Source organism: Holophagales bacterium, assembly GCA_016699405.1.
Classification (GTDB): Bacteria; Acidobacteriota; Thermoanaerobaculia; order Multivoradales; family JAGPDF01; genus JAAYLR01.
Window position 1 is genome coordinate 4,091,706 of sequence record CP064972.1, and the last position, 23,437, is coordinate 4,115,142.

A 23,437-nucleotide genomic window follows, 5' to 3' on the forward strand; every position below is an offset into this window, starting at 1 on the left:
GCACGAGCGGGTGCTCGACAAGATCCGGCGCTGGCAGCTCGCCGCCGAACAGTCAGCCGATCAGCGCTCCCGACTCCAGGCTCAGCTCGAGAGGCAGTCGGTGCGTTTTCAGCGGGACATCGAAGCCGCCCGCACGGCGGTCGCGACGCAAGGCGGCGCCCACCAGCAGCTCATCGAGACACTGACGGCGTCGGCGGCACTGCTCGAGGACCACTTCTGGCGGCGGAGCGAGTGCGCGGCCCTGTTCGCCGAGATGTCCGGGCTCGGATTGCCCCCTCCCGTTCCAGGTCCCTAGTGCCACTCCGGACGAGCTGAAGAAACGCCTGGACCACCTGCGGGTCGAAGAGACGGCCCGCATTCTCCTCGAGGTGCTCGACGATCCGTTTCCGCGACCAGGCTCGACGGTAGGGCCGGTCCGAGCCCAGCGCGTCCCAGACGTCGACGACGGCGAACACCCGCGCGGCGAGCGGGATCTCGGTCCCGCGCAGCCCGAGCGGATAGCCCGTGCCATCCCAGCGTTCATGGTGCGAATAGGGCACGTCGAGGGCGTGCCGGAGGTGGGGAATCGGCAGCAGCATCTCGCGCGCGTAGGCGGGATGCAGCTCCATCATGGTGCGCTCGGCCGTGTCGAGCGGCCCCGGCTTGTGCAGAATGCTGTCCGGAATCGCGATCTTGCCGATGTCGTGCAGCAGCGCGCCTCGCCGCAGATCCGCGAGAGCGATCTCGTCGAGCCCGAGCTCCCGACCCAGCCGCATCGCCAGGCGCGCCACCCGCCGCGTGTGGCCTTCGGTGTCCCGGTCGCGCAGCTCGAGCGCCCGTCCCCAGCTCTCGAGGATCCGGTCGTAGGCGATGGCGAGCTCGCGGTGGGACCGCTCGAGCTCCTCGAACAGCCCGATGCGGCGCAGGGCGGCGGCACCGATCTCCGCCACGACCGCCAGGACGCGGAGATCGGCCTCGGTGAAGTCGACCGCCCGGCCGATCCAGATCGCGCCTTCGAACCGCTCCCCGGCGGCGAGCGAGGTCCCGGCCCCCGCCGGACTGCCGCTCGTCGCCGCGACGCGCCAGGGCAAGGCGAGCGCGTCCGCCATGCCCCCGAGACCGAGCTCGACGGCGGCGACCGCCGGATCGACCGAAAGCGGCTCGCCGCGGCGCCCGCTCCACGCACCGGCTCCGGCGGCGACGCATCCGGCGCTCCCGCATTCGTCGGCCAGGGCCACCACCGCCCGGTCGGACCCCAGCAACTCGGCGACGGCGTCGAGCAGGAGCGACATCAGCTGGCCACGCGTCCGGGCGACACGGAAGCGGGAGGCGACGAGCGCCATGACCCGCTGTTCCCGCTCGTGCTGCCGGCTCTCGGTGACGTCGCTGAGCGTCACCTGGATCGCCGGCCGGTCGTCGAAGGTCGAGGGCGAGGCCGCGAAAACCAGGCTGCGTTCCGACCCGCCCGAAGCGTGGGTGCGAACCACCAGCCGCTCCATGACCTGCTCGCGCGCCACGCGGGCGAGGCACTCCTCCAGCCGGGAACGGTCGTCGGACGCGAACCGCCCCATCAGTTCCTCCCATTCCCACAGCAGGAGATCCTTGACGGTGGTGCCGAGCAGGGCCGCGGCCGCCGGGTTGACGAAGGCCAGGAGCCCGTTCTGCAGCAACGCGAGGCCTTCGTGCGAACCGTCCACGAGAGCGCGATAGGTGCGCTCGGTGCGCTCGCGGAGGCGCCGCTTCCCGGCGGCGGCCAGCTCGCGCTGCACGGCCTCGTTGAGTCGGGTGAGCCGTTCCTTCATCACGCAGTCGCGGGCCCCGGCCCGCATTGCCCCGACCGCCAGGTCTTCGCCGACGGCACCCGACACGACCACCACCGGCAGCTCGCGCTCGCGCCGGCGCACGACTTCGACGACGGTGAGCGCATCGAAGCCGGGCAGAGCGAAATCCGAGAGGACGATGTCCCAGTGCCCCTGCGAGAGTGCCAGCTCCAAGTCCGCGACCGTGTCGACGCGCCGAGCTGCGACCTCGAGACCGCCGCGGCGCAGCTCGCGAACGACGAGTAACGCGTCGTCTTCGGAATCTTCGACCTGCAGGACCCTCACCGGTTCGCTCACCCGGCTCCTCCCACCCGCCGAACATCGTCCATCGCTGGTCTGGAATGCAATGCGCGCGCCATCGCGAGGAACGGACCTTGCCGCGCGACGCGCTACACTTCTCGACACTCCCGCCTCGCCGACGCGGGGGCGCCACGCCGCCAGCGAGCCTCGAATGTCGTCCTCCACGCCACGCCGGACCCTGCTCATCGTCGACGACGACGTCGGGCTGTGCGCCAGTCTCGCCGACGGCCTCGCGAGCCCGCGCCTCGAGGTGCTGCAGGCGCACGACGCTGCCCGCGGCTTGGCCCTCTGCACTTCGCGCCTGGTCGACCTGGTCCTGCTCGACCAGAACCTGCCGGACGGCACGGGCGTCGCGCTCTGTCCGCGGATCCTCGAGCAGAACGAACGGACCAAGATCCTCTTCATGACCGCGTTTCCGTCGTTCGAGCACGCGGTGGAGGCGATCCGCGTCGGCGCCTGCGACTACCTGGCCAAACCGTTCTCGCTGGCCGAAGTCGAGCACGCGATCGACAAGGTCCAGAACCTCAGCCGGCTCGAGCTGATCGAACAGGCGCATCAGCGCTGCGTCGCCGAGCAGGGCGGGTCCATCGCCCTCGAAGGCAGCTCGCGCCCGATGCTCGAGCTCCTCCATCTCGCCCGGGTCGCCGCCGCCTCGGATGCGCCGGTCCTCATCACCGGCGAGACGGGAACCGGCAAGAGCCATCTGGCGCGACAGATCCACGAGCAGGGGCCACGGCACAGCGAGCCGTTCGTCAGCGTCAACTGCAGCGCCCTGCCGGAGAGCCTGGCGGAATCGGAGCTCTTCGGCCACGAACGGGGCTCCTTCACCGGCGCCGCGACGGCGCGTCGCGGCGTCTTCGAGATGGCCGAGCGCGGCACGGTGCTGCTCGACGAGATCGGCACGATGCCCCTCTCCCTGCAGCCGAAGCTCCTCGCGATCCTCGAGGACGGGGCGCTGCGCCGCGTCGGCGGCGAAGCGGTACGCCCCGTCCAGGCACGGATCCTCGCCGCCTCGAACTCCGACCTCGAGGGGGATGTCGAAGCCGGGCGCTTCCGGCGCGATCTCTACTACCGCCTTTGCGTCCTGCGCCTGCACGTCCCGTCCCTGCGCGATCGCCCGGACGATCTCCCCGAGCTCTGCCGCTCGCTCCTCGCCCGCCTCGGTGCCCGGCACCGGACGTTGCCCGCCGGAGAGATCGAGAGTCTCGCCCGCTACTCCTGGCCCGGAAACGTGCGCGAGCTGCGCAACGTGCTCGAACGCGCCCTGCTGCTGCAGCGGGGGGAAACACTCGCTCCCTCGCTGCTGCTGAGCCGGACCGAGAGCGTCTCGGCGCCGGCCCCCGCGCCGACCCCGGCAGGCGATGGCGCTCCGTCCGCGACGCTCGCGGCCGTGGAGGCGGCGCACATCCGCGCGGTGCTCGCCCGTTGCGGCGGCAACCAGACCCGGACGGCTGCCGCGCTGGGAATCGCCCTCTCGACGCTCAAGCGCAAGCTCCACGACCTGCGCTGACCCCGTCGGGAATCGCCGGCTCGAATCGCTCCACCGGCTCGATTCGAGCCGTTCGAAACGAGCCGATGCGCGCTCGTTCCCCTCCTCCACACCGATTTCGAGCGCTCCTCCGCGGGCACGGCCCTTGATCTCTGCTCCTTTCCAGGAGCCGGTGCCGGCAGGGCTGCGAGCAACCCGACCCGAAGCGCACCGGTCCCGAGCTCACCGGAGGAGCTCACGATGCAGCACACACGCAGCGCCATTCAGCCGGCCATGGTCGAAGGGCTGCAGGGATCGCTGGCCCAGACCTACGTACTGGACCTGATCCACTTCCTCCACCTCAGCCGCAAGACCGGGGAGCTTCATCTGCACCGCCACTCTCCCTCGGTCGAAGGGCGCGCGTTCTTCATGTCCGGAAGTCTCGTCCACGTCGTCGCCGACCGTCTCGAGGGCTTCGCCGCCCTGGTGGAGATCGCCGACTGGACGCAAGGCACCTTCAGCTTCGCGGAGAACGTGCTTTCGCCGCGCCGCACCATCGAAATGGCAGTGCCCCAGGCGCTCATGGAGGCCGTCCGCGTTCAGGACGAGCGCGCCGTGCAGAAGAACCAGTCGAAGGAAAGGAGCGAGACCATGCCAGCACAGACCAGAAGCTCGACCGACGTCCTCGAGGAGATCCTCAAGGTCCCCGGCGTCATCTCGGCCGTCGTGATCGGACGGGACGGATTCATGATCGAGTCCGCCGGCGCGTCCTCCAGCATCTCGATCGACAACCTCGGTGCCTCGCTTGCCCACGCCGTCAACGGCCTGGAAGAGATGGGCGCCGAGCTGTCGGTCAACAAGTTCCAGGACCTCTTCGTCGAGTACGGACGCGCCGTGATCATGTGCCGGCCGATCGGCGACGCCATCGTCGCCGTCATCGCCCCCGACGCTTCGAAACTGGGGATCATCCGCCACAAGGTCAAGCCGCTCGTCGACGAGCTCGGACACCTGTTCTAGAGGAAAGACCGATGCCGCTCGCCATCAATCACACCTTCGACGACAACACGTTCCGCCATTTCGTCAACGGACACGGTTTCGTCCTGCACTGCCACCACTACATGAGCCTGACCACGCGGCTCGCCGAGGACTTCGCCGACATCGGCGGCCCGCGCGTGCTCCGCGAAGCCACGGAGGACAGCCTGCGGCCGGTCCTCGAGAGCTACTTCCGCGACAACGGGATCACTGATCCCGCCAAGCGGCTCGAAGCCGCCGCCGAGCACTACGCCTTCATGGGCCTCGGCATGATGAACGTCGCCGGCACGGCAGCCGGCGGCGAGGTCCGGCTGCCGCACTCGCACGTCGACTCGGGATGGACGATGAAGTGGGGCAAGCACGACAAGCCGATCAACCACTTCACCTGCGGTTTCGTCGCCGCCATGTTCGGTGCCGCGTTCGACAAGCCCGCGCGCGCCTACGAGGTCGTCGAGCGCGCGTCCATCGTCATGGGCGCACCCGAGAGCCTGCTGGTCGTCAAGGCGGCCTGAACGGAGATCGATGTCATGACCGTGATGCGAGATCAGGTCGTCAAGCAGCTCGTCACCGTCGAGGCCAAGTCGAACGGCGACGGTCTCATCCCCGCCTTCAACGTGCTGGTCAACCAGCTGCCGACCGCCTTCTGGAACACCGTCGCCGAACGGATGATGGCGATCGTCCCCCCGTCGCGCCGCCAGGAGATGGAGGCGGCGCTCGTCAACTGCGCCTACGAGTGCGGCTACCACACCGGCTACGGCATCATCCAGTCGCCCGAGTTCCAGTCCGTGGTGATGCCGATGGTCACCGAGGGCGCCAAGGACGTCCTGCGCGGCGCCTTCGCGGTGTTCACCGCCTGGGGCTGGGCCAAGTCCGGCATCGTCCAGTTGCGCGACGGCGAGCGGATGGTGATCCGGGCGGTCGACTACTACGAGCAGGAGTCGGGCGGCGACGGCAAGCGCGCCTTCATGATCCGCGGCGTCAGCACCGCCTTCATGGAGCTCGCCTTCTCCAAGCCCTATCCGGACGGGATGGGCGCCTTCACCTGCGAGCAGACCCGCGGCGTCGAGACCGGCGACGACTACGGGGAGTTCGTCATCACCGGCAAGTGAGCGCCGACTGCTCCACGGACGGACGACGACGGACGAGAGGCGCGGCATGGACGAGATCTACCTCAACCACGCCGCGACCTCGTACCCCAAGCCCCCCGCGGTGATCGCCGCAGTGAGCGGCTGGCTCAGCCGGCCGCCCGCCGACCCGGGGCGCGGCGCAAGCCTCGCCCCCGACCTTCGTCGGACCTGTCGCGAGGCGCTCGCGCGCCTCTTCGACGTCGCCGCGGCCGAGCAGATCGTGCTCCCCCCGAGCGCCACGCACGGGGCCAACCTCGTCCTGCTCGGCCGGCTCACCGCGCGCTCACACGTCGTCTGCACGCGGCTCGAGCACAACTCCGTCCTGCGCCCGATCGCCCACCGCTCCCGGGATGCCGGCGTGCAGGTGAGCTGGATCGGCCTGGACCGCGCGGGCCAGGTCTCGCCGGACGCCGTCCGCGACGCGCTCTGTCCCGGCACGCGCCTGGTCGTCGTCTCCCACGCGTCGAACGTCTCCGGCGGTCTGCAGCCGGTCGAAGCGATTTGCGATGTCGCCGCCCGCGCCGGCGTGCCGGTGCTCGTCGACGCCTGCCAGAGCTCCGGCGCAATTCCGATTTCTCACCGTTCGCTGCCCGGCAAGGTGTACCTCCTGGCCTCCGGTCACAAGGGGCTGCTCGGACCGCCGGGCATCGGCGTCCTGGTCGTGCCGGACGACTCGCTGCCGCAGACTGTCGTCGGGGGAACCGGATCGCACAGCGAAGCGCGACTCCATCCCGCGCAGCTGCCCCTGCGGCACGAAGCCGGCACTCCGCCCTGGCCCGCGATCGCCGGCCTCACCGCGGCCGTCGAGGTCGTCGCGGCCGGCGGCATCGACGCCGCCGGAAGGCACCGGCACGAGCTCGCCTCGCAGTTGGCCGACGAGCTCGCCGCGATCGACGGGGTCGCGGTCGTGCCCGTCGCACGGGGCGACCGGCGATCCGGCATCGTCTCCTTCACCCTGCGCGGCTGGAGCCCGGAGTCGGTCGCCGACGCGCTCGAGCGGGCGTTCGGCATCCATGCTCGCGCCGGCCTCCACTGCGCTCCGCTCATTCATGCCGACCTCGGCACGGCACCGCTCGGCACCGTCCGCGCCAGCGTCGGCTGGGGAAGCGAACGCGGCCACGTCCGGGCGCTCGCCTCCGCCGTGGCAGAGATGGCGCGAGGCTGAGCGATGACCGCCGTCGCTGCCGTTCGACTGCTCGAGACCTGCCTCGACCGCACTGTGGTCAAACAGGTCGAGCTGGCGAGCGGCATCGACGAACCGACGATGCGACGCGTCGCCGACGGCGCCACCTTGCAGTACTTCCCGTCCTTTCCGCGCCCCTACTTCCGCATCGCCCGCGAACGGACCTGGGTCGTTCAGGGGATCGTCGGCGATCCCCTGCTGCGCGTGACCTTCTCGCCCCTCGCTCCGGCCGGGGCCGAGGGCGAGTTGCTCGACAGGCTCGTCGGCGATCGAGCCCCTTCTCGAGCGGAATCGGAGAACGCTTCATGGCTACCGTGATCAGCCTCGCCAGCTCCAAGGGCGGCTCCGGCAAGACGACGACGGCACTCAACCTCGCGGTCGCCCTCGCCGAGACCGGCCGGCAGGTCCTGCTCGTCGATCTCGACCCGCAGGGCGGCGTCGGCCTGTCGCTGGCGAAAGGGGAACGCGAGTGGACCGGGCTCGCCGAGCTGCTCCAGGGCACGATCGATTCGGACGCGTCGATCGTCAAGACCAAGGTCGAAACGCTCGCTCTCCTGCCGCGTGGACGCCTCGACGCCGCCGACGCCCTGGCGTTCGAGCAGTTCATCGCCGGCTCCGGGAAGCTGAAGGAGATCGTCGAGCAGCAGCGCGCGCTGCGCGACTTCGTCCTGCTCGACTGCCCCTCCGGCCTCGGTGCCGTGCCACGAGCCGCCTTCGCGGCGAGCGACTTCGTGCTGGTGCCGCTGCAGGCCGAGCCGTTGGCCCTGCGCAGCATCGGTCAGGTCCTCCGCGTCATCGCCGAGGTCCGCCGGCTGGAAAACCCGCGCGTCGCGCTGCTCGGCGTGCTGCCGACGATGGTCGATCTGCGCCAGGACACCGCGCTCAACGTCATGGGCGCCGCCTGGCGCGAGCTGGCGAGCGTCTTCGACACTTGCATCCCGCGCGCCGAGAGCTTCGCCCGGGCGAGCGAGCTCGGCATTCCGGTGTCCTTCCTCACCGAACGGACTCCGCCGGAGGTCCGCCGCTTCCGCGCTCTCGCCATCGAGATCGAGACCCTTCTCGACTCCCTCGCTCCCGCCTCTGGAGGCCACGATGCGACCGTACCCCGCCGACTCGTCTGACCTCGGCCTGGCAGGAGCCTTCTCCCGCCATCTCGCTTCGCGTCAAGCGGCCCTCGAGCCCGAGCCGGCACCGCTGGTCGCCTTCCCGCGCTTCGCCCCTCCGCCGTCTGCCGTCCGCGACTCGCGCGCCACCGAGCGCGACTCGCGCATCGCCGACGCCGCGCTGGTCCCCCTCGACCTCGAGTCGTGGGAGGCGTTCCTCGCCTGGAGCCTCGAGCTGTCCCGCGCCCGCGCCGCTTTCGTCGTCGACTCCCAGGGCTTCGTCATCGGCAGCCGCGGCTCGGCACCCAGCGGCGACTTCACCGGCACCGGAGCCGAGCTCTGCTACACGATGGACCAGATGGCAAGCTTCGACCACGCCAGCGGCAAGCTGCACGCCATGGAGCTGGAGTTCGAGGGCTACCGGCTGATCGGCCTGCGCATCGCTCCGGAAGGCGGCGGCGACAGCTTCATCCTCGGCCTCGTCGGCTCGCGCCCGCTCGGCGAAGAGCTCCGCCGCGGCATCGTCCGCCAGCTCCTCTACAGCCTGCCGAACCTGAGCTGACGGCCGTCGATCGATCGTCGAGCGGACTCTCGGGAGCGACGTGGGCCGCGAAGGCCCCCGGCTCTCGAAGGCCCGGGGCCTCGGCGCCGAGGTGCGGGGCCCGTCAGCGCGGTCGCCCTCGACGCCCGCTCGTGCGGGCCTGCACCGAGGGATGCCCGCCTCGGTTCCGTGTCGAGTTGCCGTCCGGCAACGACATCGAATCCCCTCGTGCCGCGCGAGTCGATTCCTCCGCTTCCCGGCGTCGATCCGGCGACGGCGCTGTCGCCGGGCGATCCCGGCGACGACGCCTGGCTCGAATCGGTGGCTTTCTCCCCCGCTGGAGTCGATCGAGCGCTCGTCTGGGAATCCCTGCAGGCGACGCCGAGGGAGCGCCTCGCGCGCCTGCAGAGCCTCGTCGATCGGGTGCTTGCCGCCCGTGGCCGTCGACCGGAGATTCGTTGAGCTGCTCGCGCTCCTCGTCGCCTCTCAGGTCGAGCTCGTCGTGCTTGGGGGCGTTCGTGCCGTCCGCTCCAGCGGGCCAGTCGAGGCGCTTCGCGCGTCGACTGCCCACGTCGCGGGCCACGGAGGCCGGTCGCCCTTCGCGGACTCGCCGCCGGCCCCTTCGCACCTCGAGTCGCGTGGAAGGAAGCCAGGCGCAGGTCGCCGACGTCAGCGTCGGCGAGGCTCGGATGTCGAAGGAACCGGCTCGCCCGCGAGCTCCTCGGCCGGCAGATAGCGCGGGGCGCCCGCGGGACGGTCGAGCCCGGCCACCAGGAGCACGACCGGAGTCGCGGGACCGAAGGTCACGGTGAACGCCGACGCGTCGGCCGCCAGTCGCTCGCGCAGCCAGCGCTCGCAAGCCGCGAGGTCGGCGCGCGTCTCCTCGGTCGGCTCGCCACGGCGCGCTTCGGCGAGGGTCACGTGAGGTCGGAAGCTCTCGTCGTAGCGATCCGGCCGTTTGAGCCCGAGCCGATTCAGCTCCGCCTTCGCCGCCACGACGGCGTTCGGCCAGTCCGGTGTCGCCGCTTCGAGCTCGACGACCAGCGCCTGACCGTCGCGGCCGAAGCGCGCGACCGCGGGGCTGAGGTGCACCTCCGACGTCGGCCGCACCAGGGCCTGCGTCCGCAGCGCCGGCAGCACCTCGCGACTCCACGGCCCGACATAGACCACGGTGACGTGCAGGTCCTCCGGCAGCGTCAGCTCGAGGTGCGGAAAGGTGGCGAGCGCTTCGGCGCGCCACGCCGACCAGGCCCGCGCGAGCGGCGTGCCGGAGAGCGGAATCGCTGAGAAGAGGAACCCGTTCGCCGGCTTCCCCGGGACGACCGCGTCCGCGGCAGCCGGCGCATTCGTCGCCGGAGTGGACGCTGGCGTCGACCCTGGCGCCGGGGGCGGCTGGGCGACGATCCCGCGCCCGGCGAGCGCGACGACGGCAACCGCCAGCGCCACGACCAGCCCGCGTGGACTCCCCTCGGCACTCGCGCGGCGCCCCCGACCTGCGAGCTCCTGCCGCCGGCGCTCCGTCACGGCGTCACGGTGAGCGGCGAAGCGGCGGGGAACAGGCCGATGCCGGCGGCCTCGACCTCACGCCGGTAGGCGGTGACGTCCTCGGCGAAGGTCCGGTTCAAGTCGACGAGAAACGCTTCGAGCTCGGTGCGCGCCCGCGCGAGCGTCGCGAGCTGGGTCGGCGACGGCGGGCTCCAGGACGACCCGAGCTGGCTCATCGCCGTGCCCACCTTCGACATGACGTCGCGGTCGGCGAGGATGCCGACCGACTCGGGCGACTGCCAGAGGCGCTTCTCGAGCGCATCGAGCTTCTCCCGCAGCGCGGTGCCCGACTTGGCGAGCGGCAACTCCTCGGGCTTCACCTCGTGCCGCCGCAACTTCTCCTCGTGGACCTGCTTGACCCGCTCGGTCACCGCGTCGATGTCGGCGCGCGTCCGCCGCAGGCGCACCACGGCGTCGGTCGCCGTCTCGCGCAGCGCTCCGGCGCGCTCGATCGCCGCCCAGCGGCTGGCCCAGTCGGCGGCGCTGTTGTGGCTGCGCGGGTCGGCGAGCACCCGCACCGGACGGCTCGCCTCCTGCCCGCGGAACTTCACGGTCACCGAGTAGCTTCCGGGAGGAACCTCCGGACCGCCGCGGTTCTCGTCCGGTTCGCCTTCGAAGGAGGGGTCACGCGGCAGCTCCTTCCAGCCGTCGCGACCGAGGTCCCAGACCACGCGGTTGACGCCCCGCGTCGCGCGCACGCGCAAGGTGCGGACCGCGTGCCCGGAGGCGTCGGAGACGACGAGAGTGACCTTCTCGTCCTCCGGCTTCGTCGCGGACTTCGCGTCGACGCTCGCCGCCGGTGGCGGCGTGGCGCCAGCGGCAACCGCGGCCTGCTTCTCGCGACGGAGGCGCTCCTGGCGCTCGCGCTCCCGCTCGGCGTCGGGCAGCGGCAGATCGTCCCCGGCCAGCGAGAAGGTGACGAGCGCCCCGTAGGGGCGGTTCGTGCCGCGGAACTCGCCCGCGCCGAAGCCGAATCCACCGGCCTCGGGTGCCTGCCAGAACTGCTGCGCGTCGGCGATCGGGAAGAGGTGCAGCGGTTCGGCCAGCGTCGCCGCCGACAGCTCGCGCAACGGGCGGATGTCGTCGAGCACCCAGAGTGCGCGGCCGTGGGTGGCGATCACCAGATCGTGCTCGCGCGGATGCACGACGAGATCCATCACCGAGACGGTCGGCAGCCCGTGCGTCCACTTCATCCAGCGGCGACCGCCGTCGAGCGAGATCCAGAGGCCGAACTCGGTGCCGAGGTAGAGCAGGTCAGGAGCCACCGGATCCTGCTCGATGGCGAGCACATAGCCCCAGAGCTCCGGCGTCGCGAGGCTCTTCCAACTCTTGCCGTAGTCGTCGGTGCGGGCGACGTAGGGCGTCCAATCCGAGCGCCGATGGTTGTCGAAGACGGCGAAGGCCGTCCCCGCGGCGTGGCGCGACGGGGTGATGTGCGGCACCCAGGTGCCGGCAGGAACGCCGGGCAGGTTGCTCTCGACGCTCGTCCAGCTCTTGCCGCCGTCGCGGGTCACCTGGACGCGGCCGTCGTCGGTGCCGACCCAGATCGTGCCGCGTTCGATCGGCGACGGCGCGATGGCGACGATCGTCGTGAAGTTCTCCGCCGCCGTCACGTCGCGCGTCAGGCCGCCGCTCTCGTCCTGCTTTTGCCATTCCGGATTGTTCGTCGTCAGGTCGGGGCTCACCGTCGTCCAGGTCTCGCCGCGGTCGGTCGAGCGGTGGAGGAACTGGCTGCCGAGATAGACGACGCCCGCTTCGAGAGGATCGACCGCCAGGCCGGCATTCCAGTTGAACCGCAGCCTGACCTCACCCTCCGGCGCCGGGCGGATCTCGCGCATCTCCCCGGTCGCGAGGTTCCAGCGCATCAGATAGCCGCCTTGCGAGAGCGAGTAGCCGATCGTCGCGTCGAACGGATCGGGCAAGGTGTTGAAGCCGTCGCCTTCGCCCACCGTCACCCATTCGTGGTTGCGGATGCCGCCGCGCCGCCAGACGGTCGACGGGCCTCGCCAGGAGCCGTTGTCCTGCAGCCCGCCGTAGACGTTGTAGGGCACCGCCGCATCGACCGCCACGTGGTAGAACTGGGCGAGCGGCAGGTTGGCGATGAACCAGTTGTTCCGCCCGCCGTCGTGTGTCACCGCCACGCCGCCGTCGTTGCCGACGTAGAAGTGCTTGGGGTTGGCCGGGTCGATCCACATCGCGTGGTGGTCGCCGTGGATCTCGTCCCAACGCACCCGCGGCCGGAAGTGACGGCCGGCGTCCTCCGAGATGCGCACCGTGTAGTCGAGGCTGTAGAGGCGGTCGGGGTTCCGCGGATCGACGCGCAGGTCGCCGAAGTAGAACGGGCGCGGTGCGACGTTCGGCTCCTCGTTGACGCTCTTGAAGCTCCGGCCCCCGTCCTCCGAGCGCAGCAGGGCGCTCTTCGTCGCCTCGACCAGGGCGTAGACGATCTGCGGATTGGAGCGCGCGAAGGCAAGACCGATCCGACCGAGCTCACCCGACGGCAGTCCGTCCTCCTCCTGCAGCCGCTTCCAGGTCGTCCCGCCGTCCCAGCTCACGTGCAGTCCCGAACCCGGACCACCCGAGCGGAAGAAATGCGGCCAGCGCCGGAACTGCCACATCGAAGCGATGAGCTTCTGCGGATTGGACGGGTCGAGCGCCAGATCGCCGCAACCGGTCTTGTCGTCGACGTAGAGCACCTTCGCCCAGCTCTTGCCGCCGTCGCGCGTGCGGAAGACGCCACGCTCCGGGTTCTCGCCCCACTCGCGGCCGAGAGCACAGACCCACGCGGTGTCCGGCTCGTCCGGGTGCAGGAGGATGCGATAGATCCGCTCCGTCGCGTCGAGGCCGAGATGGCTCCAGGTGACCCCGCCGTCGAGCGAGCGATAGACGCCGTTGCCGACCGAGGCGCTGTTGCGCACGTTCCCCTCGCCGGTCCCTACCCAGAGGATGGCCGGGTTCTTCTGGTTCACGGCCACGGCGCCGATCGCCGCGACCTTCTCCTCGTCGAAGAGGCTCTTCCAGGTCATGCCGCCGTTGTCCGAGCCGAAGAGACCGCCGGTGGCCGCCCCGACGAAGACGCGGTCGGGATCGGACTCGAGCGCGTCGATCGCCGCCACTCGACCGCTCATCCCGGCGGGGCCGATCGAGCGGGCCTTCATGCCGGCGAGCAGCATCGGGTCGACCGCCGGCGCGGCCGGGCTCGTCGCGCCGGCGGCAGTCGATGGCGTTGCGGTGACGGCGAGAGCCGAAAGGAGCAGAAGAGCGAACGCGGGCTGGGCCAGGCGCATGACAGGACCTCCGGAGCGGCCGGACATCGGCTGGGGCCAAGGCTAACCGCTCGCGGGGTCAGCGACAATCGCCGCAACGGTACAATCCCCGGATGCAGCGCCACACCCAGCAGCGCGAGGCGATCCGTCGCGCCTTCGCCAGCGCCGACCGCCCGCTCTCGCCCGGCGAGCTGCTCGCCGCGGCGCAGACCGAGGTCCCCCGGCTCGGCGTGGCGACGGTCTATCGTCACCTGCGTGCTCTGGTCGAGAGCGGCTGGCTCGCCGAGGTCCCGCTCCCCGGCGCACCGAGCCGCTACGAAGTGGCCGGCAAGCACCACCACCACCACTTCCGCTGCCGGCTCTGCGATCGCGTCTACGAGGTCGAGGGCTGCCCGCCCGACTTGAGCGCCCTGCTACCGCGCGGCTTTCGCCTCGAGGGGCACGAGATCACCCTGCTCGGGACGTGCGACGGTTGCAGCGGGAGCGAGCCGCCGCCGTCTCAGAGGGGCGGCAGGCTGGTCGCCAGGCCCGGAGCGGCCGCCTCGAGAAGGCGCCGCGCCCCGGCGAAACGCTGACGGTAGTACGGCTGGTCGAGACTGCTGACCACCACGCCGCGCCGGCGGCTCGCCGCATGGACGAAGCGGTCGCCTCCCAGATAGATCCCGACGTGGGAGATGCCGCGCTTGTAGGTGTTGCGAAAGAAGACCAGGTCCCCCGGCGCCAGCGATTCGCGCTCGACCTGCTCGCCGACACTCAGTTGGCCGGCGGCCGAAAACGGCAGGTCCAGCCCGAGCGGACGGTAGACCCGCCGCACCAGGCTCGAACAGTCGAGCCCTCGCCGCGGATCGGTGCTGCCGCGGCGATACGGAGTTCCGAGGAGACTGAGCGCCTCGCGCACCGCCGTTGCCGCCGGCGGACAGGCCGCGCGCACCACCGGTTCCGGCAGCGCCGACGCGGCCGACGGATCGAGACACGCCATCTGGAGCGTCGCGGCGAGGACGACGGCCGATCCGTTCATCGGATCGCCGCCGGCGGAAGGGGGGCGCTGGCCGTCAAGACGGAGGAGGTTAGCGCACGACGGCGTCCACGGCCAGGGCGTGGGTCACAGCGCGAGCCCCGTCGCCGCCCGCACCTCGCGGATGGCGCGCGGCCGGACGAGCTGGGAGAGACCGAGCAGCAGCGCGCCGAGCAGCACCATGACGGGGCCGGCCGGCAGGTCGAAACGCACGGCGAGGAGCAGACCGCCGCTCGTCACCACGGCGCCGACGCCGGCCGCGAGCGCGATGACGGCGCGCAGCCCGCGCGCCAGCCGCAGAGCGACGAGCGGCGGCAGGGTGAGCAAGGCGATGACCAGGACGATGCCGACGAGTTGCAGCAGCACCACGACCGAGACCGCGACGAGACCGAGCAGCAGGATCGAGTAGGCGCGCGCCGGCACGCCGGCGAGGCGGGCCGCCTCCTCGTCGAAGGCGACGGCGGCGATCTCCTTGCCGAGCAGCGCGAGCAGCAGGAGGACGACGAGGTCGGCCACCGCGGCGATCCACAGGTCGGTCGGGTCGACCAGCAGGATGTTGCCGAAGAGGATGCCGACGAGATTCGGCGCATAGCCCGGCGTCAGGTGGATGAGCACCAGTCCCACCGCCATGCCGACGGCCCAGAGCACTCCGATCGCCGCGTCCTGCCGCCGCGCCTTCTCGCCGTCGAGGAAACCCAGGCCGACCGCCGAGAGCGCCGCCACGGCGATCGCTCCGAGTCGGGGCGAGAAGCCGAAGTGATAGGCCGCGCCGAGCCCACCGAACGCGGCGTGCGCCACCCCGCCGGAGATCGACACCAGCCGCTTGAGCACGACGAGCGTGCCCACCACGGCGCAGAGCACGCTCGCCAACAACCCGGCGAGCAGGGCGTGGCGGAAGAAGTCGAGGGCGAAGAGCTCCTGCCAGCTGTCCATGACCGCTCCGTTCAGCCGTGGGTGTGTCCGCAGACGGCGGGGTGCTGGTGGAGACCGTCGATCGCCAGCTCCTCGAGACCGCGGTCGACCAGCACCGCCCGGCTCGGGGCGAAGGTGTCGGGCGCGAGGTCGTGGGTGACGAGCAGGGCCGTCGTCTCCTCCGGCAGTCCGCCGAGGAGGCGCCAGAGGGCGCGGCGCGACGGCTCGTCGAGCGAGGCGGTCGGCTCGTCGAGCACCAGGAAGTTGGGGCGCGCGGCGAGGGCGCGAGCCACCAGCGCCCGCTTGAGCTGCCCCCCGGAGAGCTCCGAGAGGTAGGCCTCGCGCAGCTCGCCGAGGTCGAGCGCGGCGAGCAGCGCGTCGACGCGCTCACGATCCTCGGCGCGATAGCGGCGCAGCGGCGCGCGATCGCGCAGGCAGCCCTGGAGCACCATCTCGTCGACGCGCAACGGGAAGCCGCGCTCGAAGGCAGGGAACTGCGGCACGTAGGCGAGTCGGCGCCACTCGCGCGGACGGTGCCAGGCGATCTCTCCGCGATCGGGAGCCAGGAGGCCGAGCAGGAGGCGAACCAGCGTCGTCTTGCCGCCGCCGTTCGGGCCCAGCACCGCGAGGCGCTCGCCTTCGCGGAGGGTGAGGTTGACTTCGTCGAGCACGAGGTCGCCGCCGAAGCGGAAGCCGAGCCGGCGAGCCTCGAGCAGCAGCGGAGGGGCCGCGCCCGGACGGCCGCTCATCGGTAGAGCGCCTCGGCGAGCGCGGCGACGATGGCGCGCAGCCCGACCGGCCAATCGCGGGCCAGCGGATCGATCTCGACGAGCCGACCGCCGAGCTCACGCGCCACGACCTCGGCGGGGCGCGGCGGGGTGCCGCGCGTCACCAGGACCACACGGGCTCCGCCCGACCGGGCGGCAGCGATGACCTGCGCCAGCTGGCGCGGTGAGGGCTCCTTGCCCTCGTGTTCCAGGGCGACCTGGACGAGGCCGTAGTCGGCGGCGAGAAAGCCGAACGCCGGATGGAGAACGAGGAAGCGTCGGCCACGCTCCGCCGCAGCGCGCGCCAGCTGCGCGCCGATCTCCGCGTCGAGCGCGTCGATCTCGGCGGCCAGGCGTCGCTCGCGCTCGCCGATCGTCGCGGCCTCGGCGGGCAGCAGCGCCGCGAGCTCGCGCGCCAACCCCGGAAGGGTCTGCCGCAGGACGCGCAGCGACATCCAGGCGTGCGGATCGCCGGCGGCGTCGCCCGGTCGCGAGGCGAGCGCCGCGCCGAGACCGATGCGGCGCGTCGCCGGCTGGCGCGCCAGGATCGGTTCGACGTAGGCCGCTTCGAGCGCGAAGAGCGGGTGCCCCACGGCGACATAGAGCCCGCAGCCGGCGAGCGCCCGCATCTGCTGCGGCGTCGGCTCGTAGGTCTCGACCTCGGCGTTCGGCGGCAGCATCACGGTGAGCTCGACGGCGTCGGCGGCGAGGCGGTCGACCAGCCAGCCGAGCGGCGCCACGCTCACCACGACTCCCGGACGAGGCGCCGCCGACCCGAAGGGCGCGGCGGACGCGGCGGGCGCACCGACCACGGCGGCGAGCACCGCGAGGACGACCGCGCACCACGCTCCCGACGAGCGCGGGCGGTCCCCGGGGGCGACCTGCGAGTGGTGGGACGCGGACATTGGGGGACGGTCTCGCCGGCGAAGTCGCGCCGGATGCCTAATGATAGCGGTTTCTCACGACGACCGTTGCCGGGCGTCGATCGGCGCCCTGCCGTCAGAAGAGCGAGGCCTCCGCGCCGAAGCGGCGCAGGTACTCCTTGACGCTCACTTTGCGCGCCGTGTTCGCCGAGCTCATGAACCGCACCGTGCCGAAGACCGGTCGCTCCGGCCCCCAGGGGCGGTCGTAGCGGCCCAGACACCAGAAGATGCCGCTGTAGGAGTTGGGGTTGCGCCCGTCGAGGGCGTAGCGGTTGTTGAGATGGACGAGCGCCTCGACCGCCGCGTGCGGCGACTCCGACCACTCGAGCACCTTCTTGCCCCAGAGCATGCGCAGATAGTTGTGGATCCGTCCTTCGCCGACGAGCTGGCGCTGCGCGGCGTTCCACAGCGGGTCGTGGGTCGCAGCGGCCTCGAGCTCGGCGAGCGAGTAGACCGGGTCACGCGGGTCGCTGGCGTGTTTCCCCAGTGTCTCGCGAGCCCAGTCGGGGAGCGATTCGTAGGCCGCGTAGTCCTCGCGCTTGGCGCAGAAGTTGTAGCCCAGCTCGCGCCAGGTGACCAGCTCGTCGAGGAACGCCTCGGCGTTCGCCTCGACACCCCACCACCCCTCCCGCTGCCCGGTCGCCGTCGTCGCCAGGTCCTCCGAAGACCAGCCGAGGCGGGTCATCAGTCGCGTGAAGACTTCGTGCACCGAGAGGTGACCGAAGTGCAGGTAGGGCGAAAGCCCGCTCGTCACCTCGAGGTCGGGGACGTTCCGCTCGCTCGCGTATCGGGCGAGTCGGTGTTCGAGGAAGGTGTCGAGCGTCTTCTCGGCTGCGGCGGCGCCTCCGGCCGACGCCGTGGGAGCGACGCCATGGTCGATCGGCAGCCCGGCGAGCGCCGCACGCTCGCCGGCGAGCAGCTCGGGCGTCGCCGCCGGCCAACGCTCGGCGAGAGCGCCGGGCAGGGCTTCGAGCCGAGGCAACGCCAGGCCCGCCGTCGGGTCGGGCTCCGGGAACCGGGCGAGGTGCGGGCGCAGGTGACGTTGCAGAAAACGGCGGAAGGCGTACGCGCTCGGGAAGACCTGCTCGGTGGCGCCGACCGGCAGCAGCCCGTTGCCGTCGACCAGCTCGAACGCCACCGGACTGCGGCGCGCCGCCACGCCGATCATCCGCGGCAGGAAGAAGGTCGGGAACTCGTCGGCGACCACCGCGCAGGCGCGCTCGGCGAGCGCGGCGACCAGCCCCCGGCCCTCCCCTGGCGCCGCCTCGACATAGGGGTGGTAGAGGAGCGCCCGGCCGGCGAAGCGTCGCGCGTTCTCCCGCATGCCGTCGAGCACGAAACGGTGGAGGCGGTCGCTCGCCCAGCGGTAGTCGCAGCGCAACGCCTCGAGGACGACGAGCGGCCGGCCGAAGCGCCCAGCGAGCTCGACCGCGCGCTCCAGGGCGAAGTTCCAGCCACTGCGCCGGGCGGCGATCATCCAGTAGAGGACGATCTCGCCGTCCGGGCGCGTGGGACGCCCGTTGACCAGGGTGACGCGATCGCGCGGGACGGACATCGTCAGCTCCAGATCCTCCGACCGACTCGACGCGGTCGGTCGCTCTCCGGCTTGCCGCACCCCTGCCGGCGCCGTCGTTCAATCGGCCGCGGACGCGTGGGCGCGCAAGAAGGTCTCGGGGCGGCTGAACACCTTGGCGATGTTCATCCCCTTGCGCACCGCGCCGAGACCCACCTTGCCGGTGGCGAGCGCCGCGCCGAGTTGCAGCCAGGTGCGCACGCGGCCGCGATGACGGAAGCGCACCTCGAGAACGTGCCGCCAGAGCCGGGAGTACTCCTCGTAGAACTCGGCAAGCGGCAGCCGGGTCGGCAGCACCGCGTGGACGATGTCGAAGAGCTCCCAGTCGTCGGTGGTCACCCGGTCCCGCGCCTCGTTCCACAGGTCGGTTCCGGGCAGCGGCGTCAGCACCGAGAAACCGCTGTTGTAGGCACCGGTCCGTGAGATCCACTCGCGCAGGAGGGCAAAGTCGTCGTGATCCCAGGCCGGGTCAACGATGAAGTTCGGCGTGTAGCCGACGCCGAGGTCCTTGAGAATGCCGAGCGCCCGCTCGTTGTTCGACGCCCGGTTCTGCTTGTTGATCGACGCGAGCCCCTGGTCCGTCACCGCCTCGAGCCCGAGGAAGATCGCGAGACTTCCGCATTCCTTCCACTGCTCGATGACCTCCGGGAAGCGACAGATGATGTCGGTCCGCGTCTGCACCGTGAAGTACTTGCGGATGCCCGCGTCGCGAATGGCACGCGCCATCTCCAGGCTGCGCCTCGCGTCCATCCAGAAGATGTCGTCGGTGACGAAGACGTTCGGCGCCGAGATCGCCCGCAGCTCCTCGACCACCCGCGCCGGCGACTTGACGCGGAAGGACGAGTGATGAAACTTCCACACCGAGCAGAAATTGCACTTGAACGGACAGCCGCGCGCCGTTTCGAGGAGGGCGAGCGGCTTGCGGAAGTTGATGTAGTACTCGGGGGCGTAGCGCTCGATCAGGTGCCGCGCCGGCGGCGCCAGCGAATCGAGGTCCTCGCGGAAGGGAATCGGCCCGGTCTCGTGCTGCGTGCCCCGGCGGTTCAGCACCAGTCCGGGCACAGACGCGGGGTCCGCACCCCGTTCGAGCGCCGCGGCGAGCGGCGGCATCGTCTCCTCGCCGTCCCCGACCGCCACGGCGTCGATCGCCGGGTGGGCGAACCAGGCGCTGTCGCGTGAGGCGTCGTGCCCTCCGACCACCAGGAAGGCACGCGGCATCTCCCGGCGCAGCCGTTCGGCCAGGCGCAGGGCACGCCGTCTCTCGGTGGTGAAGTTGCACTGCAGCCCCAGCAGATCGGGATCGAAGGCGGCACAGGCGGCGAGCCCGGCCTCTTCGCCGTCGATTCGCAGGTCGAAGACGCGGCAGAGATGCCCCGCCGCTTCGAGAGCCCCGGCAACACAGATCAGGCCGAGCGGCTCGACGAAGGTGAGCATCTCGAGTCCGAGGATCCCACCGACCGGCGCCTTGACCAGCGCAATGCGCATGGCTCACCGCCCTTTCCGCAAGGAACTGGCGGGATTATGCCAGGAGCGGGCCCGGAACGGGCCGTGGCGACGCGGGAAGCCGCGAACCTAGAGCTCGACCTGGGAGCCGAGCTCGACGACGCGGTTGGGCGGCAGATGGAAGAACGCCGCTGGCGACCGTGCGTTGTTCGTCAGGAAGGCGAAGAGCGACTTGCGCCAACGCGCCATCCCCGACTTGCCGCCGCGCAGCAGCGTCTCGCGACCGAGGAAGTAGCTGACGTCGTTCATCGCCACCTGGAGGCCGTAGCGCTCGCAGCGCGCCAGCAGGCGCGGCACGTTGGCCGTCTCCATGAAGCCGTAGTGGCCGATGACGCGGTAGAAGCCCTGGCCGAGGTCGGTCACTTCGAGGTGATCGCGCTTGTCGATCCGCGGCACGCCCTCGGTGCGGACGGTCAGCAGCACGACCTTCTCGTGCAGCACCTTGTTGTGCTTGAAATGGTGCAGCAACACCGGCGGCGTGCCGCCGGTCGACGAGGTCATGAACACCGCCGTGCCCGGCACGCGGTGCGGCTTGCGGCGTTCGAGATCGACGAGGAAGGCGTCGATCGGGAAGCTGCTCTTCTCGAGCATCGCGGAGAGCTCGCGTCGGCCGCGCTTCCAGGTCACCATCAGGGTGAAGACCACCGCGCCGACGGCCAGCGGCACCCAGCCGCCGTGCAGGATCTTGTTGCTGTTGGCGAGCAGGAACGGCACCTCGGCGGAGAGCAGCAGGCCGACGAGCGACCAGGTCTTCCACAGCGGCCATCCCCAGTGCAGGCGGATCACCGCGTAGAGCAGCAGCGTGGTGATCACCATCGTGCCCATCACCGCGATGCCGTAGGCCGCCGCCAGGTTGGTCGACTGGCGGAAGACCAGCACCAAGGTGATGCAGGCGACCATGAGGATCTTGTTGATCTCCGGGACGTAGATCTGGCCGCGCGCCTCTTCCGAGGTGTGGACGATGGTCAGTCGTGGGGAGAAGCCGAGTTGCACCGCCTGCTGCGCCAGCGAGAAGGCGCCCGAGATCAAGGCCTGCGACGCGATCACCGTTGCCGCCGTGGCCACCACGACGAGCGGCAGCAGCATCGGCCCGGGAGCCAGCGCGTAGAACGGGTTGGCGAGGACCTGCTCTCCGCGCTCGAGGATCAGCGCCCCCTGACCGAAGTAGTTGAGCAGCAGCGCCGGAAAGACCAGGGTGAACCAGGCGAGGCGGATCGGCCGCCGGCCGAAATGCCCCATGTCGGCGTAGAGCGCCTCGCTGCCGGTGAAGCAGAGCACGACGGCGCCGAGGATGAGGAAGCCGTGCAGACCGTTGTGGACGAAGAAGCGCACCGCATACCGCGGGTCGAGCGCGGCGAGCACCTGCGGGGTGCGCAGGATGGCCGGCACCCCGGCCGCCGCGATGGCACCGAACCAGACGAGCATCGCCGGCCCGAAGACCGCACCGATTCCCGCCGTACCGCGCTTCTGCACCAGGAAGAGGACGAAGAGGATGACCACCGTGATCGGCACGACGACAGGCCGGAAGAACGGCGTCGCCACCTCGAGGCCCTCGACCGCCGAAAGCACCGAGATCGCCGGGGTGATCATGCCGTCGGCGAAGAGCAGCGCCGCACCGAAGAGGCCGAGCGAGACGAGCACGATCCGGCGCCGCGCCCCGGTCTCGCCGCGCATCGGTGCCGCCCGCCCTTCGGTGACCAGCGCGAGGAGCGCCAGGATCCCGCCGTCGCCGTGGTTGTCGGCCCGCATGACGAAAGCGAGGTACTTGACCACGACGATCAGCGACAGCGACCAGAAGATTAGCGAGAGGATGCCGAGCACGTTGTCCAGGCCGAAGGGGACGCCGTGCGGCGGCAGGAAGCACTCCTTGACCGCATAGAGGGGGGAGGTGCCGATGTCGCCGTAGACGACGCCCAGAGCGCCGAGCGACAGGCGGACGAGGTCGCGTCGATTGTGAATCGCGGGGGCGTGCCCGATATGAGAATCGGTGAGGGACACAGGGGATCTTCGACGGGATCGCTTCGAGGTGAGGGCTCGCCGGCCCTGGGGCGCGAGAATAGCGCCCCGCGCCTCGGGGTGCAACGGCAGGCGGTGGCGAACCGGGCGGACCGACTCCCACGGCTATACTGGCGCCCTCCCGATGGCGCTCGATCCCCTGCCGCTGGCGCTCTTCGCGCTGACCTACCTCTTCCTGGCGCTCGGTCGCATCCGCGGACTGGCGCTCGACCGCACCGGTTTCGCCCTGCTCGGCGCCGTCGCCTTCCTCGCGACCAGCCGGATCTCGCTCGCCGAGGCCAAGGCGGCGATCGACGCCCCGACGCTGACCGTGCTCTTCGGGATGATGCTGCTCTCCGCGCAGTACCAGCTCTCCGGGCTCTACGGTGCGATCGGCGAGCGCCTGGCGCGCGTCGCGAGCCCGCGCCGCCTGCTCGCCGGCACGATCGCCGTCGCCGCCGCGCTCGCCGCCGTGCTGACCAACGACGTCGTCTGCTTCGCGCTCACGCCGCTCGTCGCCGCCGCGCTCCTGCGCACGCGCCTCGACCCGGTGCCCTTCCTGCTCGCCATCGCCTGCGCCACCAACCTCGGCTCGGCGCTGACCCCGATCGGCAATCCGCAGAACATCCTCATCGCGCAGCAGCTCGGCCTCGGCTTCCTGCCGTTCGTCGCCGTCTGCGCCGTGCCGGCCCTGCTGTCGCTGGTGGCCACGTACCTGCTGCTCGCCCGGCGTCTCGGCGCGCGCGTTGATCCGGACGTCGGGCCGGGCGTCGGCCCGCTGCCGCGGTGCGAGCCCCGCCCTGAAACGCCGCCGCTCGACCGAGCCGAAGCGCTCAAGGCGATCGTCCTGACGCTCGTCGCCATCGTCCTCTTCCTCACCCCGACCGCCGCCCACCTGACCGCTCTGGCGGTCGCCGGTGTGGTGCTGACCAGCCGCAAGATGCACACGCGGACGATGCTCGGCCTGGTCGACTGGCAGATGCTGGCGCTCTTCGTCGCCCTCTTCGTGGTGACCCGCGGCCTCGAGCTCTCGGGTTGGGCCGACGCGGCGCGCGACACGCTCGCCGGAGCCGGACTGCCGCTCGACCGCCCGGCGGTCCTCGTGCCGGTGGTCGCGGGGCTCGGCACCGTCGTCGGCAACGTACCGGCGGTCATGCTCCTGCTGCGCTTCGTCCCGCCGGCGCCCCACGTCGGCTACGCACTGGCCCTCGCCAGCACCTTCGCCGGCAACGCCGTGCTCGTCGGCTCGATCGCCAACCTCATCGTCGTCGAACAGGCCGCCCGTCTCGGCATCGCGATCTCCTTCCGCGACCACCTGCGCGTCGGCCTGCCGGTCACCCTCGTCTCGCTGACCCTCGCCTGCCTGACGCTGCTGGTGCTCTGAG

Annotated in this window: 21 protein-coding genes; 11 read left to right on the forward strand and 10 right to left on the reverse strand. The window is 71.2% G+C overall.

From position 1 onward, the window contains the following. Window positions 1-170: 170 nt before the first annotated feature. On the reverse strand, window positions 171-2,096 hold the full coding sequence (locus IPJ17_16920; protein QQR73145.1) for an HD domain-containing protein: 1,926 nt from the start codon (window positions 2,094-2,096) through the stop codon (window positions 171-173). 154 nt (window positions 2,097-2,250) lie between these two features. Between IPJ17_16920 and IPJ17_16925 the strand changes: the two genes are divergently transcribed. From IPJ17_16925 to IPJ17_16965, 9 genes are all read left to right on the forward strand, one after another. Beyond that, a complete protein-coding gene (locus IPJ17_16925) occupies window positions 2,251-3,609 on the forward strand; it encodes a sigma-54-dependent Fis family transcriptional regulator (GenBank protein ID QQR73146.1) in 1,359 nt (452 codons plus the stop codon). Window positions 3,610-3,828: 219 nt separating this feature from the next. Further along, complete coding sequence (locus tag IPJ17_16930) at window positions 3,829-4,584, forward strand: DUF4388 domain-containing protein (protein QQR73147.1); 756 nt, start codon at window positions 3,829-3,831, stop codon at window positions 4,582-4,584. An 11-nt stretch (window positions 4,585-4,595) separates the two neighbouring features. Further along, the gene (locus IPJ17_16935) at window positions 4,596-5,111 is read left to right on the forward strand and encodes a hypothetical protein (protein ID QQR73148.1); all 516 of its coding nucleotides are present in this window, start codon (window positions 4,596-4,598) and stop codon (window positions 5,109-5,111) included. A gap of 15 nt (window positions 5,112-5,126) precedes the next feature. Further along, window positions 5,127-5,708 carry a hypothetical protein gene (locus IPJ17_16940; protein QQR73149.1) on the forward strand — a complete coding sequence of 194 codons (582 nt, stop codon included), beginning with the start codon at window positions 5,127-5,129 and terminating at the stop codon, window positions 5,706-5,708. A gap of 46 nt (window positions 5,709-5,754) precedes the next feature. Next, complete coding sequence (locus tag IPJ17_16945; protein QQR73150.1) at window positions 5,755-6,891, forward strand: aminotransferase class V-fold PLP-dependent enzyme; 1,137 nt, start codon at window positions 5,755-5,757, stop codon at window positions 6,889-6,891. A gap of 3 nt (window positions 6,892-6,894) precedes the next feature. Then, on the forward strand, window positions 6,895-7,227 hold the full coding sequence (locus tag IPJ17_16950; protein ID QQR73151.1) for a hypothetical protein: 333 nt from the start codon (window positions 6,895-6,897) through the stop codon (window positions 7,225-7,227). Further along, window positions 7,215-8,030: a ParA family protein gene (locus IPJ17_16955; GenBank protein ID QQR73152.1), complete on the forward strand. Its 816-nt coding sequence runs from the start codon at window positions 7,215-7,217 to the stop codon at window positions 8,028-8,030. The genes IPJ17_16950 and IPJ17_16955 overlap by 13 nt, the downstream gene beginning before the upstream one ends. Next, window positions 8,002-8,574, forward strand: coding sequence for a hypothetical protein (locus IPJ17_16960; protein ID QQR73153.1), 573 nt, complete (start codon window positions 8,002-8,004; stop codon window positions 8,572-8,574). The genes IPJ17_16955 and IPJ17_16960 overlap by 29 nt, the downstream gene beginning before the upstream one ends. A 207-nt stretch (window positions 8,575-8,781) precedes the next feature. Continuing rightward, window positions 8,782-9,015: a hypothetical protein gene (locus IPJ17_16965; protein ID QQR73154.1), complete on the forward strand. Its 234-nt coding sequence runs from the start codon at window positions 8,782-8,784 to the stop codon at window positions 9,013-9,015. A gap of 207 nt (window positions 9,016-9,222) precedes the next feature. On the opposite strand, the gene IPJ17_16970 is transcribed toward IPJ17_16965, so the two are convergent. Next, on the reverse strand, window positions 9,223-9,999 hold the full coding sequence (locus IPJ17_16970; protein ID QQR73155.1) for a hypothetical protein: 777 nt from the start codon (window positions 9,997-9,999) through the stop codon (window positions 9,223-9,225). 74 nt (window positions 10,000-10,073) lie between these two features. Then, window positions 10,074-13,385, reverse strand: a complete 3,312-nt coding sequence (locus IPJ17_16975) for a hypothetical protein (GenBank protein ID QQR73156.1) — start codon at window positions 13,383-13,385, stop codon at window positions 10,074-10,076. A 92-nt stretch (window positions 13,386-13,477) separates the two neighbouring features. Here IPJ17_16975 and IPJ17_16980 point away from each other — a divergent pair, with 92 nt between their 5' ends. Then, window positions 13,478-13,939: a transcriptional repressor gene (locus tag IPJ17_16980; protein ID QQR73157.1), complete on the forward strand. Its 462-nt coding sequence runs from the start codon at window positions 13,478-13,480 to the stop codon at window positions 13,937-13,939. Here IPJ17_16980 and IPJ17_16985 read toward each other — a convergent pair. The 7 genes from IPJ17_16985 to IPJ17_17015 form a co-directional block, all read right to left on the reverse strand. Then, window positions 13,864-14,382 carry a C40 family peptidase gene (locus IPJ17_16985; GenBank protein QQR73158.1) on the reverse strand — a complete coding sequence of 173 codons (519 nt, stop codon included), beginning with the start codon at window positions 14,380-14,382 and terminating at the stop codon, window positions 13,864-13,866. The genes IPJ17_16980 and IPJ17_16985 overlap by 76 nt on opposite strands. 84 nt (window positions 14,383-14,466) lie before the next feature. Further along, window positions 14,467-15,312: a metal ABC transporter permease gene (locus tag IPJ17_16990; GenBank protein ID QQR73159.1), complete on the reverse strand. Its 846-nt coding sequence runs from the start codon at window positions 15,310-15,312 to the stop codon at window positions 14,467-14,469. Between the two features lie 11 nt (window positions 15,313-15,323). Then, a complete protein-coding gene (locus tag IPJ17_16995; protein ID QQR73160.1) occupies window positions 15,324-16,040 on the reverse strand; it encodes an ATP-binding cassette domain-containing protein in 717 nt (238 codons plus the stop codon). Then, window positions 16,037-16,963, reverse strand: a complete 927-nt coding sequence (locus tag IPJ17_17000) for a zinc ABC transporter substrate-binding protein (GenBank protein QQR73161.1) — start codon at window positions 16,961-16,963, stop codon at window positions 16,037-16,039. Before IPJ17_17000 ends, IPJ17_16995 begins: the two co-directional genes overlap by 4 nt. Window positions 16,964-17,057: 94 nt before the next feature. Further along, a complete protein-coding gene (locus IPJ17_17005; protein ID QQR73162.1) occupies window positions 17,058-18,536 on the reverse strand; it encodes a deoxyribodipyrimidine photolyase in 1,479 nt (492 codons plus the stop codon). A 78-nt stretch (window positions 18,537-18,614) separates the two neighbouring features. Further along, complete coding sequence (locus IPJ17_17010; protein QQR73163.1) at window positions 18,615-20,039, reverse strand: cobalamin-dependent protein; 1,425 nt, start codon at window positions 20,037-20,039, stop codon at window positions 18,615-18,617. A gap of 87 nt (window positions 20,040-20,126) precedes the next feature. Beyond that, window positions 20,127-22,034, reverse strand: a complete 1,908-nt coding sequence (locus IPJ17_17015) for a potassium transporter Kup (protein QQR76211.1) — start codon at window positions 22,032-22,034, stop codon at window positions 20,127-20,129. Window positions 22,035-22,197: 163 nt separating this feature from the next. On the opposite strand from IPJ17_17015, the gene IPJ17_17020 reads away from it, so the two are divergent. Beyond that, complete coding sequence (locus IPJ17_17020) at window positions 22,198-23,436, forward strand: anion transporter (GenBank protein QQR73164.1); 1,239 nt, start codon at window positions 22,198-22,200, stop codon at window positions 23,434-23,436. The last annotated feature ends 1 nt before the right edge of the window (window position 23,437 follow it).